10 protein-coding genes are annotated in these 13,468 nt (G+C 66.4%); 5 read left to right on the top strand and 5 right to left on the bottom strand.

The window, feature by feature from the left end; all coding sequences use genetic code 11:
• Positions 1 to 46: 46 nt before the first annotated feature.
• The 3 genes from ppdK to WCL10_RS08345 form a co-directional block, all read right to left on the bottom strand.
• Complete coding sequence (ppdK, locus tag WCL10_RS08355) at positions 47 to 2,710, bottom strand: pyruvate, phosphate dikinase (RefSeq protein WP_336895167.1); 2,664 nt, start codon at positions 2,708 to 2,710, stop codon at positions 47 to 49.
• A 64-nt stretch (positions 2,711 to 2,774) separates the two neighbouring features.
• On the bottom strand, positions 2,775 to 5,141 hold the full coding sequence (gene glyS, locus WCL10_RS08350; RefSeq protein ID WP_336895166.1) for a glycine--tRNA ligase subunit beta: 2,367 nt from the start codon (positions 5,139 to 5,141) through the stop codon (positions 2,775 to 2,777).
• Positions 5,138 to 6,058: a glycine--tRNA ligase subunit alpha gene (locus tag WCL10_RS08345; protein WP_336895165.1), complete on the bottom strand. Its 921-nt coding sequence runs from the start codon at positions 6,056 to 6,058 to the stop codon at positions 5,138 to 5,140. Before WCL10_RS08345 ends, glyS begins: the two co-directional genes overlap by 4 nt.
• A 117-nt stretch (positions 6,059 to 6,175) precedes the next feature.
• Between WCL10_RS08345 and WCL10_RS08340 the strand changes: the two genes are divergently transcribed.
• From WCL10_RS08340 to WCL10_RS08325, 4 genes are all read left to right on the top strand, one after another.
• Positions 6,176 to 7,087 (top strand): TraB/GumN family protein, encoded by a 912-nt coding sequence (locus WCL10_RS08340; RefSeq protein ID WP_336895164.1) that lies wholly within the window; start codon positions 6,176 to 6,178, stop codon positions 7,085 to 7,087.
• 310 nt (positions 7,088 to 7,397) lie between these two features.
• A complete protein-coding gene (locus WCL10_RS08335; protein ID WP_336895163.1) occupies positions 7,398 to 8,006 on the top strand; it encodes a 50S ribosomal protein L25/general stress protein Ctc in 609 nt (202 codons plus the stop codon).
• Between the two features lie 95 nt (positions 8,007 to 8,101).
• A complete protein-coding gene (gene pth, locus WCL10_RS08330; protein ID WP_336895162.1) occupies positions 8,102 to 8,674 on the top strand; it encodes an aminoacyl-tRNA hydrolase in 573 nt (190 codons plus the stop codon).
• A gap of 142 nt (positions 8,675 to 8,816) precedes the next feature.
• Positions 8,817 to 9,188 (top strand): PEP-CTERM sorting domain-containing protein, encoded by a 372-nt coding sequence (locus tag WCL10_RS08325; RefSeq protein ID WP_336895161.1) that lies wholly within the window; start codon positions 8,817 to 8,819, stop codon positions 9,186 to 9,188.
• A 131-nt stretch (positions 9,189 to 9,319) separates the two neighbouring features.
• Here the strand turns inward: WCL10_RS08325 and WCL10_RS08320 are convergent, their stop codons facing one another.
• On the bottom strand, positions 9,320 to 10,837 hold the full coding sequence (locus WCL10_RS08320; RefSeq protein ID WP_336895160.1) for a tetratricopeptide repeat protein: 1,518 nt from the start codon (positions 10,835 to 10,837) through the stop codon (positions 9,320 to 9,322).
• 193 nt (positions 10,838 to 11,030) lie between these two features.
• On the opposite strand from WCL10_RS08320, the gene WCL10_RS08315 reads away from it, so the two are divergent.
• Positions 11,031 to 11,816 (top strand): cistern family PEP-CTERM protein, encoded by a 786-nt coding sequence (locus WCL10_RS08315; protein ID WP_336895159.1) that lies wholly within the window; start codon positions 11,031 to 11,033, stop codon positions 11,814 to 11,816.
• Between the two features lie 65 nt (positions 11,817 to 11,881).
• Here the strand turns inward: WCL10_RS08315 and WCL10_RS08310 are convergent, their stop codons facing one another.
• Positions 11,882 to 13,411 carry a tetratricopeptide repeat protein gene (locus WCL10_RS08310; RefSeq protein ID WP_336895158.1) on the bottom strand — a complete coding sequence of 510 codons (1,530 nt, stop codon included), beginning with the start codon at positions 13,409 to 13,411 and terminating at the stop codon, positions 11,882 to 11,884.
• Positions 13,412 to 13,468: the final 57 nt, after the last annotated feature.

Genomic DNA, 13,468 nt, shown 5'->3' with positions numbered 1-13,468 from the left:
CCCCATTTTCCTTGCCCAATAGCCCGATTTGGGCGCGCAGCCCCGATTACCCCAAAGCCGCCTGCGCTGCCGCGAGCCGCGCGATGGGCACGCGGTAAGGGCTGGCCGAAACGTAATCGAGCCCGACTTTCTCGCAGAACGCGATCGAGGCGGGATCGCCGCCATGTTCGCCGCAGATGCCAAGTTTGATGTCGGGCCGGGTCTCGCGCCCACGCACTGCGGCCATTTCGACCAGCTGGCCGACGCCTTCGATATCAAGGCTGACGAAGGGATCGCGCGGGTAGATGCCCTGTTCGACGTAGGGCCCGAGGAAGCGAGCGGCATCGTCGCGGCTTACGCCGAGCGTGGTCTGGGTGAGATCGTTGGTGCCGAAGGAGAAGAACTTGGCCTCCTCGGCAATCTCGCCCGCCATGAGCGCCGCGCGCGGCAATTCGATCATGGTGCCGACAAGGTATTCGAGGCGGCGGCCCTTTTCAGCAAAGACGGCTTCGGCGGCACGATCCACCAGCGCGCGCAGGATCTGGAGCTCGCGCTTGGTGGCGACCAGCGGGATCATCACTTCCGGAACAACTGCCTCGCCCGACTTTTCCGCGACATCACAGGCCGCCTCGAAGATCGCACGGGCCTGCATTTCGTAGATTTCGGGGAACGTGATGCCGAGACGGCAGCCGCGGTGGCCGAGCATCGGGTTGAATTCGTGGAGCTCGCCCGCGCGGCGCTTCAAGTGATCGACGCCAAGGCCGGTCGCTTCGGAAAGCTCGGCAAACTCGGCCTCGCCGTGGGGGAGAAACTCGTGCAGCGGGGGATCGAGGAGGCGGATAGTGACCGGCAGCCCGGCCATGACCTCGAAAATCGCGGTAAAATCGGCGCGCTGCTCGGGGAGGAGCGAATCGAGCGCGCGGCGGCGGGTGGCTTCGTCCTCGGCCAGAATCATCTGGCGCACCAGGGAGATACGACCCGCATCGAAGAACATGTGTTCGGTGCGGCAAAGGCCCACGCCCTCGGCGCCGAACTGGCGCGCGACCTGGCAATCGAGCGGGGTTTCGGCATTGGCGCGCACTCTCATGCGGCGGTGCTGATCGGCCCATTCCATCAGGATCGCGAAATCGCCGACCAGTTCGGGTTCGACCATTGGCACGGTGCCGAGCATCACGTCACCGTTCGAACCGTCGAGTGTGATGACATCGCCTTCCTTCACCTCGCGCGTGCCCATGCGCGCGGTGCGGGTCGCCATGTCGATCGAAAGGCCCGAGGCGCCCGAGACGCAAGGGCGGCCCATGCCGCGCGCGACAACGGCGGCGTGGCTGGTCATGCCGCCGCGCGCGGTGAGCACGCCCTTGGCGGCGTGCATGCCGTGAATGTCTTCGGGGCTGGTTTCGATGCGCACGAGGATCACGTCCTCGCCCATCTGCGCCCGGTGCTCGGCGCTGTCGGCATCGAACACGACGATGCCGGTTGCCGCGCCCGGCGAGGCCGGAAGGCCGCGCGTGAGCACTTCGCGCGGCGCGGAAGGATCAAGCGTGGGGTGGAGCAGCTGATCAAGCGCCATGGGATCGACGCGCTTCACCGCCGTGGCCTCGTCAATCAGGCCCTCGTTCGCCATGTCGACCGCCATCTTGAGCGCGGCCTTGGCAGTGCGCTTGCCTGAGCGGGTCTGCAGCATCCACAGCTTGCCCTGCTCGACGGTGAACTCGATGTCTTGCATGTCCTTGTAGTGAAGTTCGAGCAGATCGAACACGCGGGCGAGCTCGGCATAGGCCTCGGGCATCGCCTCTTCCATCGAGAGCGGCTTGGCCCCGGCCCGCTCGCGCGCGGCCTTGGTCAGATACTGCGGCGTGCGGATGCCGGCGACGACGTCCTCGCCTTGCGCATTGACCAGCCATTCGCCGTAGTAGGCGCGTTCGCCGGTTGCGGGATCGCGGGTGAAGGCAACGCCTGTGGCCGAAGTCTCGCCCATATTGCCGAAGACCATGGCCTGGACGTTGACCGCGGTGCCCCAGTCATGCGGGATCGCGTTGAGGCGGCGATAGACCTTGGCCCGGTCTGATTCCCACGAATCGAATACCGCGCCGATCGCGCCCCAGAGCTGTTCGTGCACGTCCTGCGGGAACGGACGGCCGAGTTCCTCCGCAACGATCGCCTTGTATTCGGCGACGAGGCCCTGCCAATGCTCGGCTCCCATCTCGACATCGGCGAAGAAGCCGTTGTCTTCCTTGGCGATCTCGAGCGCATCTTCGAAGCGGTGATGATCGAGGCCGAGCACCACGTCAGAATACATCTGGATGAACCGGCGGTAGCTGTCCCACGCGAAGCGCGCGTCGCCAGAGCCGGTGGCGAGGCCTTCGACCGTCGTATCGTTGAGGCCCAGGTTGAGCACGGTGTCCATCATGCCCGGCATCGAGACGCGCGCGCCCGAGCGGACCGAGACGAGCAGCGGGTTGGCGGGGTCGCCGAACACGCGGCCGGTGGCCTTCTCGATATGCGCAACGCCATTGGCGACACCGGCACGCAAGTCGTCGTCGAACGCCTTGCCTGCGGCGTTGTAGGCCGTGCAGACTTCGGTGCTGATCGTGAAGCCGGGGGGCACTGGAAGACCGATGCCGGCCATTTCCGCGAGGTTTGCACCCTTGCCGCCGGTGATGGTCTTGTCGCGCGAGCGGGCGTCTGCGTTCGTGGCGCCGCCACCGAAATGGAATACGTATGCGCTCATGCCGCCAACGAGGCTCCCTGCGTCTGTCGTTCTTGCCCGGTTCGGCCCGGATTCGCTCCCGGCCTTAGCCTTCGATGCGAGAAAAGTCCGCTACTTTGTGCACTGCAGCACGGAACCGGTCAAGCAGGCCTAGCCGTGCTGCCCGTTTGGCCGGGTCGGCATCGTTTACTGTCACGCTCTCGAAGAAGGTGTCGATGGGCGCGCGCAAAATGGCGAGCGCGGCCATGGCGGCGGTGAAATCTTCGGCGGCAACAGCGGCTTCGGCACGGGGTTCGGCGGCATCGAGCGCGGCGATCAGCGCGGCTTCTGCGGGTTCGCGGGCGTAATCGGCCTCGGCAGGCGTGTATTCCTCCTTCTTGAGGATATTCGCGGCGCGCTTGTAGCCGGCATGGAGGTTCACGCCGTCCTCGGTCGTGACGAAGGCCTGGAGGGCCTGGACGCGGGCCAGCAGGCGAACGAGGTCGTCCTCACCGCCGAGTGCGAAGACAGCGTCGATCAGATCATGGCGCACACCGGCTTCGCGCTGCTGGACCTTGAGGCGGTCGGCGAAGAAGCCGAGGAGCAGGTCCGGCGTCTTGCCCATGACCACCGGTGCGGAGCGCAGAAATTCAAGCGCGAGCTCCGAGTAGGGCTCGAGCATGATCTCAAAATCGCCGAGTTCGGCGGCGAAGTGTTCCATCCGCGCCGCGAACTCTGTCGCCGGGAGGGAGGGATGCGGCTGCACCTTCCAGATTTTCTCGATGTAGATGGCAAAGTTCTGGTCACCCGCAACCGCGCGTTCGAGGACCGAACGAAACACGCTGGCGATCGCATTGCTGAATGCAGGCACCAGATTGCAGCGGACTTGCGCGGCAAGCAGGATCTGGATCACGCCGAGCGCAGAGCGGCGCAGCGCAAACGGGTCCTTGGAACCGGTCGGACGCTCGTCGATGGCAAAGAAGCCTGCGAGCGTATCGAGCTTGTCCGCCAGCGCCACGGCCACCGTCACAGGCGCGGTGGGCACATCATCGCCCTGCCCGACCGGCTTGTAGTGATCGCGGATGGCATCGGCGACGGCATCAGGCAGGCCCTCGGCGCGGGCGTAGTAACCGCCCATCAGGCCCTGCAGTTCGGGGAACTCGCCGACCATTTCGGTAACGAGATCGGCCTTGCAGAGGCGCGCGGCGAGTTCGGCTTGCTCTGCCAACTCTTCTTTCGTCACTCCCGCGAAGGCGGGAGTCCAGTCTGGCGCGGCGTCTGACGCTGGATTCCCGCCTTCGCGGGAATGACGAAGGTTGGAGGCGTCGGAATGACGAGGGTCCGGCATGACGATGCCCTCTTCCACCAGCCAGCGGGCGAGCTTGGCGACGCGTTCGACCTTGTCGGCCAACGTGCCCAGCTTCTCATGGAAGGTGATCCGCGCAAGCTTCTCCGCATGCACCGAAAGCGGCGTCTTGCGGTCCTGCTCCCAGAAGAAGCGCGCATCGGATAGCCGCGCGGCGAGAACCTTGCGGTTACCGGCGACGATCACTGCGCCGCCATCGTTGGCGGCGATGTTGGCGGTGCAGACGAAGGCGTTGGCGAGTTTGCCCGCGGCGTCGCGGCAGATGAAGTACTTCTGGTTCACGCGCGCAGTGAGCTGAATGACTTCGGGGGGCACTTCGAGGAACGCCTCGTCGAAGCGGCCCAGCAAGGGCACCGGCCATTCGGTCAGGCCGGCGTTTTCGATGACAAGGCCTTCGTCCTCGACCAGCACGAGGCCCGCGTCGTCGGCGGCCTTCTGCGCGCCTTCGCGGACGAGTGCCTCACGTTCGGCGTGATCGACGATGACGTGGGCGGCACGCAGTTTCATCGCGTAGTCGGCGGCATTGCCGATGGTAATGTCGCCGTGATGGTGGAAGCGGTGGCCCAGCGTGACGGTGCCCGAGCGGATGCCGCCGATCTCGCAATCGATCAGATCGTCACCCAAAAGCGCGACGATCCCCGAAAGCGGGCGCACCCAGCGCAGCGAATCCGGCTGGTGGCTCGCGGCGCCCCAGCGCTGCGACTTGGGCCAGAGGAACGCGCGAATGATCGCGGGGATCGCGGCGGCCAGCACATCTGCGGCGGCACGGCCCGGCTTTTCGACGACGGCGAACCACACGCCGTCGCGCTCGGTGAGCTGGTCCTTCGCAAGGCCCGTCTTGCGAAGGAAGCCTTCGAGCGCCTGTTCGGGGGCGGAGGTGCGAGGGCCCTTGGTTTCCTCGTGCACGGCTTCGGTCGCGAGCGGGAGCGCCTTGGCGATCAGCGTCAGGCGGCGCGGGGTGGACCAGACGGTGACATCACCCACGGCGAGGCCTGCGGCCTGCATCTCGCGGCGGAACAGCTTTTCCAGATCGGCACGCGCGCCGGCCTGCATCCGCGCGGGGATTTCTTCCGAGCGCAGTTCGAGGAGAAAATCAGCGGTGCTCATGCCGTCCACCCCGGGAACTGTGCTTCCCATTCAGGACGGAACCTTTCTATGTAACCCTCGCACGAACCACGCGCGAGATCGCGCACCCGGCCCATGTAGCTCGCGCGTTCCTGCACCGAGATTACGCCGCGCGCCTGCAGCAGGTTGAACAGATGGCTCGCCTCGATCGCCTGCTCATAGGCGGCGATGGGAACCTTTGCCTCCAGCGCCTTGTGGCATTCGGCCTCGGCGCGGCGGAAGCCTTCGAACAGGGTGTCGGTATCCGCCACCTCGAAGTTCCACTTCGACATCTGCTTCTCGTTCTCAAGGAAGACCTCACCGTAGCTGACGCCAGCTGCATTGAACTTCAGGTCGTAAACGTTGTCGACGCCCTGGATATACATCGCAAGGCGTTCGAGGCCGTACGTCAGCTCGCCCGAGACCGGCTTGCAATCGAAGCCGCCCATTTGCTGGAAGTAGGTGAACTGCGAGACTTCCATACCGTCGCACCAGACTTCCCAGCCCAGCCCCCATGCGCCGAGCGTGGGCGATTCCCAGTCATCCTCCACGAAGCGGATATCGTGGAGCAGCGGATCGATGCCGATGGCGAAGAGACTTCCCAGATAAAGCGCCTGAAAGTCCGCCGGGCTCGGCTTCATGATCACCTGATACTGGTAGTAGTGCTGCAGCCGATTGGGGTTCTCGCCATAGCGGCCATCGGTCGGCCGGCGGCTCGGCTGGACATAAGCGGCGTTCCAGCTCTGCGGCCCCAGAGCGCGCAGGGTGGTGGCGGGGTGGAAGGTGCCCGCGCCCATGCGCATGTCATAGGGCTGAAGGATCAGACAGCCCTTTGCGCTCCAATAGGCGTGGAGCGTGAGGATCATATCCTGCACGCTGAGCGGAGCGGCTGCGGGAGCAGTGGAAGCGGGTTGGGCCATGGCCCGCGCGCTTTGGCCGATTGGGCCGTTCAAATCAACCTGGGGCAAATCAATCGGTAGCATTCAAGGGCGCGGCGGTCCTTGCCTCGCCGCGCGGCTTGGTCCATCCCCGCAGGCATGATGCAGCGCTCGACGCCCCCCCTTTCCCGGCTCGCGCGGTTGCTGGCGGCTTGCCTGGCCATCACCCTCGCCTCTTGCGGCGCGGCCAAGCCGCCGCCCGCACCTGCGCCCCAGGTCGCGCTCTGGGCCATTTCGGACAGCACAGGCGTGCATGGCTGGCTGATCGGCACGGTCCACGCGCTGCCCAAGGGCACGAAATGGCGGCGCGGCGTGATCGATGCCGCGATGGCCGGGGCCGACAGGCTGGTGCTCGAAATCGGTGAGCCGCTCGATTCCAATGTCGCTGGCGAGGCGCTCGGCCGCCTGGCCTTCACGCCCGGCCTGCCGCCGCCCAGTGCGCGGGTTGGCCCCCGCTTCCGCGCCGATCTCGCGCAGGTTTACAAGGACCTCTCGCTGAACGACGCGCAGTTCAAGGATCAGGAAAGCTGGGCTGTCGCGCTGCAAATCGCCGCGATCGGCGGCCTCAAGCAGGGCATGGACCCGAGCAATGGAGTAGAGCCCGAGTTGCGGACAGCAATCGGCGCGCGGCCGATCTCGGGTCTGGAGACGATCGACAGCCAGTTCGGCATCTTCGACGCGCTGCCGCCGCGCGCGCAGACAGTGCTGCTCGAGCAGGTGGCGCACGAAGCGGCAGACAAGCGCGACGATGACAAGGACATGCTCGCGCTGTGGCTGCGCGGAGACGAACTGGGCATCGCGCGCGAGGCGCAGTCGGGTTTTCTCGCTGATCCCGACCTCAGGAACGCGCTGCTGACCCGGCGCAACCTCGCCTGGGCCGACCAGATCGACGCGATGCTCAAAGGCGGCGCGCGGCCCCTGATCGCGGTCGGCGCGGCGCATGTCGCGGGGGTCGACGGCCTCCCCCGACTGCTGGAGGCGCGCGGCTGGCGGGTGAAACGGGTGATGTAGGGGCGCTCCGGGATTGTCGCAGAGATCGCCGAGAAACAGGATGAGCGCAAAGATGCGGGGCTTGGCCGCCCGCAGAACTTTCCCATACACCGATTGAACAGAACACGGGTTCGCTGCTTGCGCTGCCCCTTCGCGCTCTCTGTTTCCTTCCAGATCTCTGCGAGAAACTGCTCCCGGAAACCCCGCTGCCCAGCGCGCGCTTGCTTTTTCTGCCGTACCCGCTAAGGCCCGCCGCTTCGCCGTGCATGGTCATCCCTGGAGGCGTGGCGGCGAAAATCGGTTCAACAATCATACGTGAAGGTACGGGTACATGAGCGAAACGCTGCATCTGCCGGCCGAGACACGCGAACGGGCTGGCAAGGGAGCCTCCCGTGCGCTGCGTCGCGAAGGCCGCACTCCCGCCGTGATATACGGCGGCAATCAGGATCCCATCGCGATCCACGTCGAGGAAAAGGAACTGCGCCGCCAGCTTGGCACCGGCCACTTCTTCAACTCGATCGTCGAGCTCACGCTTGGCGGCGAAACCGTGCGCACGCTGCCCAAGGACGTTGCCTTCCACCCGGTTTCGGAGCGCCCGCTCCATGCCGACTTCCTGCGCGTTTCGGCTGACCGCGCGGTCGAAGTCCTGGTGCCCGTGGTCTTCATCAACGAAGCCAAGTCGCCCGGCCTCAAGAAGGGCGGCGTGCTGAACATCGTGCGCCACGAACTGGACCTGATCTGCGAAGCGGACAAGATCCCCGACGACATCGCTGTCGACGTGTCGGGCGTGGACATCGGCGAATCGATCCACATCAGCAGCGTCACGCTCCCGGCCGGTTCGCGTTCGGCGATCACCGACCGCGACTTCACCATCGCCACGATCGTTGCCCCGTCCGCGCTCAAGAGCGCCGAGGGCGATAACGAGACCTCGGCGGCCTGATCGCCGCCCGCGTATGGATGCCCGGTCCCTTCCCTTGGCGGAAGGGACCGGCACCAACGCCCCCTCCCCCCGCCTGATATAGGGAGACCCTCGCCGTGCAGCTTTGGGTCGGCCTCGGCAATCCCGGACCACAATACGCGCTCCACCGGCACAATGTCGGATTCATGGCGCTCGATACTATCGCGGAAGTCCACGACTTCGGCCCGGTCCAGAAGAAGTTCCAGGGCTGGGTGCAGGACGGCCGCATCGGCGGCACTCGCGTCATCCTGCTCAAACCCGCCACCTTCATGAACGAGAGCGGCCGCGCAGTGAGCGAGGCCCTGCGCTTCTACAAGCTAGGCACCGACGCGCTCACCGTGTTCCACGACGAGCTTGATCTCGCCCCTTTCAAGGTGAAGGTGAAGCAGGGCGGCGGCACCGCCGGGCACAACGGGCTGCGCTCGATCGACCAGCATCTCGGGCCCGATTTCCAGCGTGTACGGCTCGGCATCGGACACCCCGGGCACAAGGACCGCGTCACTGGCCACGTACTCGGCAACTTCGCCAAGGCCGAGCAGGACGACCTCGTCACCATGCTCGGCGCCCTTGCCGCTGAAGCACCCCGCCTTGCCGCGGGCGATGCCGTGCGCTTCATGAGCGATGTTGCACTGCGCCAGCAGGACACCTGAATTCCCCGAAAATTCGTCGGTCCATCTTACACCTTTGTAACGTTACAAAGGCCGTTAACCAGCGAAACTGGCAGAAATCCGGAATTGGCATCAAGTTTGCTACTTAAGGGTTTAACCAAGCAATCTGCAAGGGGGACTGACCATGAAGCGCATTCTTCTCACTTCCGCTGCCCTGCTGGGCACTGCCATGATCACCACTCCGGCTTCGGCCTGGGTCAAGCACACGCACTACTGCAACTGCGGCCACACCGCAGGCTCGGGCATGTGCGGCAGCTCGAGCTCGAGCTCGACCACCACGGGCGGCACGACCACGACCGGCGGCACCACGACCTCGTCGACCACTGGCGGCACCACCACAACGGGCGGCACCACCACCACCGGCGGCACCACCACGACCGGCGGCACCACCACGTCGTCCACCTCGGGCGGCACCTCGGTCCCCGAGCCGGGCATGCTCGGCATGATGGGCCTCGGCTTCGTCGGCCTCGCTCTGGCGCGCCGCCGCCGACGCTGAACGAACAACCGGGATCCCTTTCCCCACCCATCCTCCGGGCCGCCGCATCAGGCGGACCGGAGGATCGGAAAGGGGGGACAGGATCAGATCACAATTGACGAAGGCGGCGGCTATCCCGCAGCCACAAGACCTCAGCCGGCCGCAGCCACCGCACGCGCCAGATCGGCGCGGAACAGACGGTTGGCTGGATCAAGGTGGCTGGCCTCACGCATCAGGCGCAGCATCTGCTCGCGATCGCGGCCCGCTTCGAGCCGCACCAGCGCCGCTGTATGCAGCATGTCAGCATTGCGCGGCGCCATTGCGAGTGCCCGGTCGGCATATCCGATCGCCGCATCGGTATCGCCGGTGCGCACGGCTGCCGCGGCCATGCGGCGCAGCACTTCGGCATCGTTCTCATGGCCCGGGATCTGGCCATAGGCGGCGAGCGCCGCCTTCCAGTCCTGCCGGTTGAACGCCGCCTGCCCCGTGGCCGCAAACTGCTGGTTGAGCTTGAGCTGCGGCGATTGCAGCCGCGCCGCAATCGTTGCCGCCATCGGATCACCCGCGGCCTTTGCCGCCCGAAGTGCAAGGTCAAGCTCGCGCGGGCCCGCCAGCACACTGTCGGACAGCGGCCGCACCGTGCGCAGCGCGCTGGCCGCATCACCCACGGCCAGCTGTGCCTCGGCCAGCATCAGCCGTGCATAGGGGTTCTGCGGCGAAAGCAACAGCGCCTGCGCAAACATCGCCCGCGCCTGTTCGGGATGCCCCAGCCGCAGCAGCGCCTCGGCATACGTCATGCCATTGCCCGAGCGTGGATCGAGCGAGGTCTCCTGGCCAACCAGCGTCTTTCGAACGGTTTCCCAGTCGCCCTTTTCGGAGGCGAGCTGCACGGTGAGCTCGATGACCTCGAGGTGGGCGGGCGCGATCTTGGCCGCGCGCGCAACAAGCGCGAGGGCGGCATCGACCTGCCCAGACATGTCGGCAAGGCTGGCCAGCGCGGTCAACGGCTCGACCCGCGCAGGGAATGCATCGGCGGCCGCGCTGAACTCTCGCTTGGCATCCTCGAGCCGGCCTTGCCGGGTGGCAAGCGAGCCTGCGATCATCAACGTGTCGAGCCGCTTGGGTCCGAGCGCCTTCAGGGTCTGCAGCGTAACGCCCGCACCCTCAAAGTCCTGCGCCGCGATCAGGAACGCGGCATAGTCATGGACCAGGTCATAGTTCTGCCCGCCCACTGCCATACCCCGGCGAAGCGCTTCGAGTGCAGCTGGCGCGTCATCGAGCGCGCCATGTGCCGCGGCGCGAAGACGCCAGGCCTCGGCATCGCCGCCCTGGCCGAGCAGGGTGAGCGCGGCCTCCGGCTGGCCGCGCAGGATCGCAGCCTCAGCCTTGAGCCGCATGAGCTCGGGCGTGTGCACCCCAGCATCCTCGAGCCGCGAGAGCGTGCTCTGCGCACCGTCGCCATCGCCGAGGCGCAATTGGGTTCGCGCGAGGAGCAGCAGCATTTCGCGATTGTCGCTATCGGCATCGAGAGCGGCCAGAACGTCGCTGCGCGCGGCGGCATAGTCTTCGGCGGCGAAAGCGTGCTGCGCGGCGGCGAGCTGCGCGGCCGGATCGGCGCGCGAGCAGGCCGCGGTCGCAAGCAGGGCAGCGATGGTGAGAGCCCGTTTCATGGCAGGATAGCTAGCACGCGACCCCTGAAATTTCGGTGAAGGGGGCAGGTCCTCTGGGCCGGCGATATCGGCAACCGTCGGGAACCCTTACAGACGCTCGGTCGTTAACCATTCTTAACGCCGTGTTTTCGGCGATGGCATGGTCTTTGCGTTGTACTGGAGCGAACATCCCTTAACTAATGAAGGCAAGGCCATGCAACATTTCGGAAAAATCGCTTCACTCGCCTTGCTTGCCTCGCTCGCGGCTGCGCCTGCGGCCCACGCGGATTCCATGCTGTTCAACGCGGCCGACATCGGCAAGTCGATCACGCTCGACTACGATGGCTATTCGGGCAGCGGCGGCAGCGCGATCAGCGGCCTGACCGGCCAGACGACTTTCACCCTCACCGGCGTCAGCGGCAACGACTACTCGTTCGACTATGCGGTCGCGAACACCAGCTCGGCGCCGGTCACCGATTCGCGCATCTCGAGCTTTGCCTTCAACACCGACCCGACAATCTCGGGCGCGGCGTCCACCGGCGACTACGCCTTCACCCAGCTCAATTCCAACTATCCGAACGGGATCGGCAACGTCGACGTTTGCTTCAAGGATGCATCGACCGGCGCTTGCGCCGGCGGCGGCAGCGGCGGGCTCACCATCGGCCAGAGCGGCGCAGGCACCTTCACGCTGAGCTTCGCCTCGCCGGTCTCGGCGCTGACGCTGAGCGATTTCTATGTGCGTTACCAGTCGATCGCCGGCGTCCCCGGCATCAGTTCGGCCAGCGGTGCAGGCACGATCACCAGCAGTACGAGCGGCGGCAGCACCACCACAGGCGGTACCACCACCTCGGGCGGCACCACTACCTCTGGCGGCACCACGACCGGTGGCACGCCGGTTCCGGAGCCGGGCATGCTCGGCCTGTTCGGCGCGGGTCTGGTCGGCCTTGCGATGTCGCGTCGTCGCCGTCCGGCGCTCAAGCTTCAGCGCGCTGCGGCCTGATCCACGAAGCCTGGATTGCATGAAAAGGGCTCCGACCAGCCGGTCGGGGCCCTTTTTGCGCTGCGTCAGCCGCGCTGCGCCTCGGCAAAGTGGGAGCGGATGGTGGCGTTCTGCGGGGCCTTCTGAGCAGCGCGGCGAAGGAGATCGAGCGCACGGGTGCGGTTGCCGCCGGTTTCGTGGAGCAGCCAGCCCAGCGTATCCATCACGGAGGGATCTTCGGGCGCGACCGCAATCGCGCGCTGGGCGAAGGCCAGAGCCTGTTCCTTGTTGCCCACCTGGCTCTGCGCCCAGGCCATGTTGTTGAGAACCAATGCGCTGCGGCCGTCGGTCAGAGCGAGGATCTGTTCATAGGCCTTGATGGCATTGCCCCAGTTGCCCGCCTTCATCGCCGCATCGGCCGCACCAAGCGCCTGACCCAGCGATTGCGGCGAGGGATAGCGGGCGCGCGCGGCGAAGAACGCCGCTTCGGGATCGCCGGCAGCCTCGGCTGCGTTGGCCAGCAGGCGCAAGTCCTCGACACTGGCGGTCTTGCTGCGCGCGAAAGGCAGCAGCGTCTGGACCGCGCCCGCGGCATCCTTGCCGGCAAGCTGGGCCTTGGCCAGTTCACGGCGCAGCAGCAGACTTTCGGGATGGCGCGACAGCATCGGGACCAGCCGCGAGCGCGCCTGTTCGGGTTGTCCCAGCTGGGTCAGCGCCTGCGCGTAAAGCACGTTGGCATCGTCGCGGTCCTTGAGCTTGTCCTCATTCGCCTGGAGGATGTCGCGCGTGCCGCTCCAGTCACCCTTGGCCGATGCCGCGCGGGCCTTGAGATAGGCGAGCGTGCCATCGGTGGTCCTGCCCTGAAAACCCGCCAGCAGGGCGGTCAGTTCGTCGGTCCGGCCAAGATCACCAAGGATGCCCGCCTGCCCGGTGAGCGCGGCGAGGTTGCCAGGATAGGCCTTGGCCGCGCGGGCATAGGCCGCCAGCGCCTGACCAAGCCGGCCCTCGGCGGTGGCGACCTGGCCATCGACCAGCATGGCATCGAGCAGATCACGTTCGGCCGCGAGGGCGCGGTCGGCAAGGCCGCGCGCCTCGGGCGTATTGCCGCCCATCAGCTTCAAACGGGCGAGGCTGGCAAGGAGTGGCGCATGGTTCGGCTCAGCGGCAAGTCCGGCATTGAAGGCCTCTAGCGCGCCCGGCTCGTTGCCCTGCGCCAGCAGCACCAGCCCGCGCAGTCGAAGGCCGGGGGCGGACTTGTCCGCACCCAGCGCGGCGAGCGCATCCTGCGCCTGGCCGCGCAGCAGCGCGGCTTCGGCAAGAAGGCGGCCATAGTCAGCCGGGCGGCGCAGCTGGCCCAGCCTGTCGAGGCTGGCGCCGGCGGCTATGCCATCGCCCATGGCAAGCGCATTGCGCGCGTGGAGTTCCAGCAGCGCGGGATCATCTGGCATGGCGGCCATCGCCGCAGCGAGGTCCGTCTGCGCCGCAAGGTAATCGTGCGCGGCAAATTCCTTGCGGGCATTCGCGGCATGGGTCTTGGGATCGGCACCGCAGCCGCCAAGCATAAGCGCAAGGGCAAGCGGCGAGAGCGCAAGTACCGGGAAAGTCAGCCGTTTCATCATGTCCGGTTCCATCGCGTCCGCGCGTGCGGCGGCGCGTTCGTATCCGGACCGGAT

It is taken from the genome of Novosphingobium sp. (assembly GCF_037133355.1).
Classification (GTDB): domain Bacteria; phylum Pseudomonadota; class Alphaproteobacteria; order Sphingomonadales; family Sphingomonadaceae; genus Novosphingobium.
The sequence above is the reverse complement of the archived record's forward strand: the minus strand, read 5'-3'. Positions and strand labels throughout refer to the sequence as shown.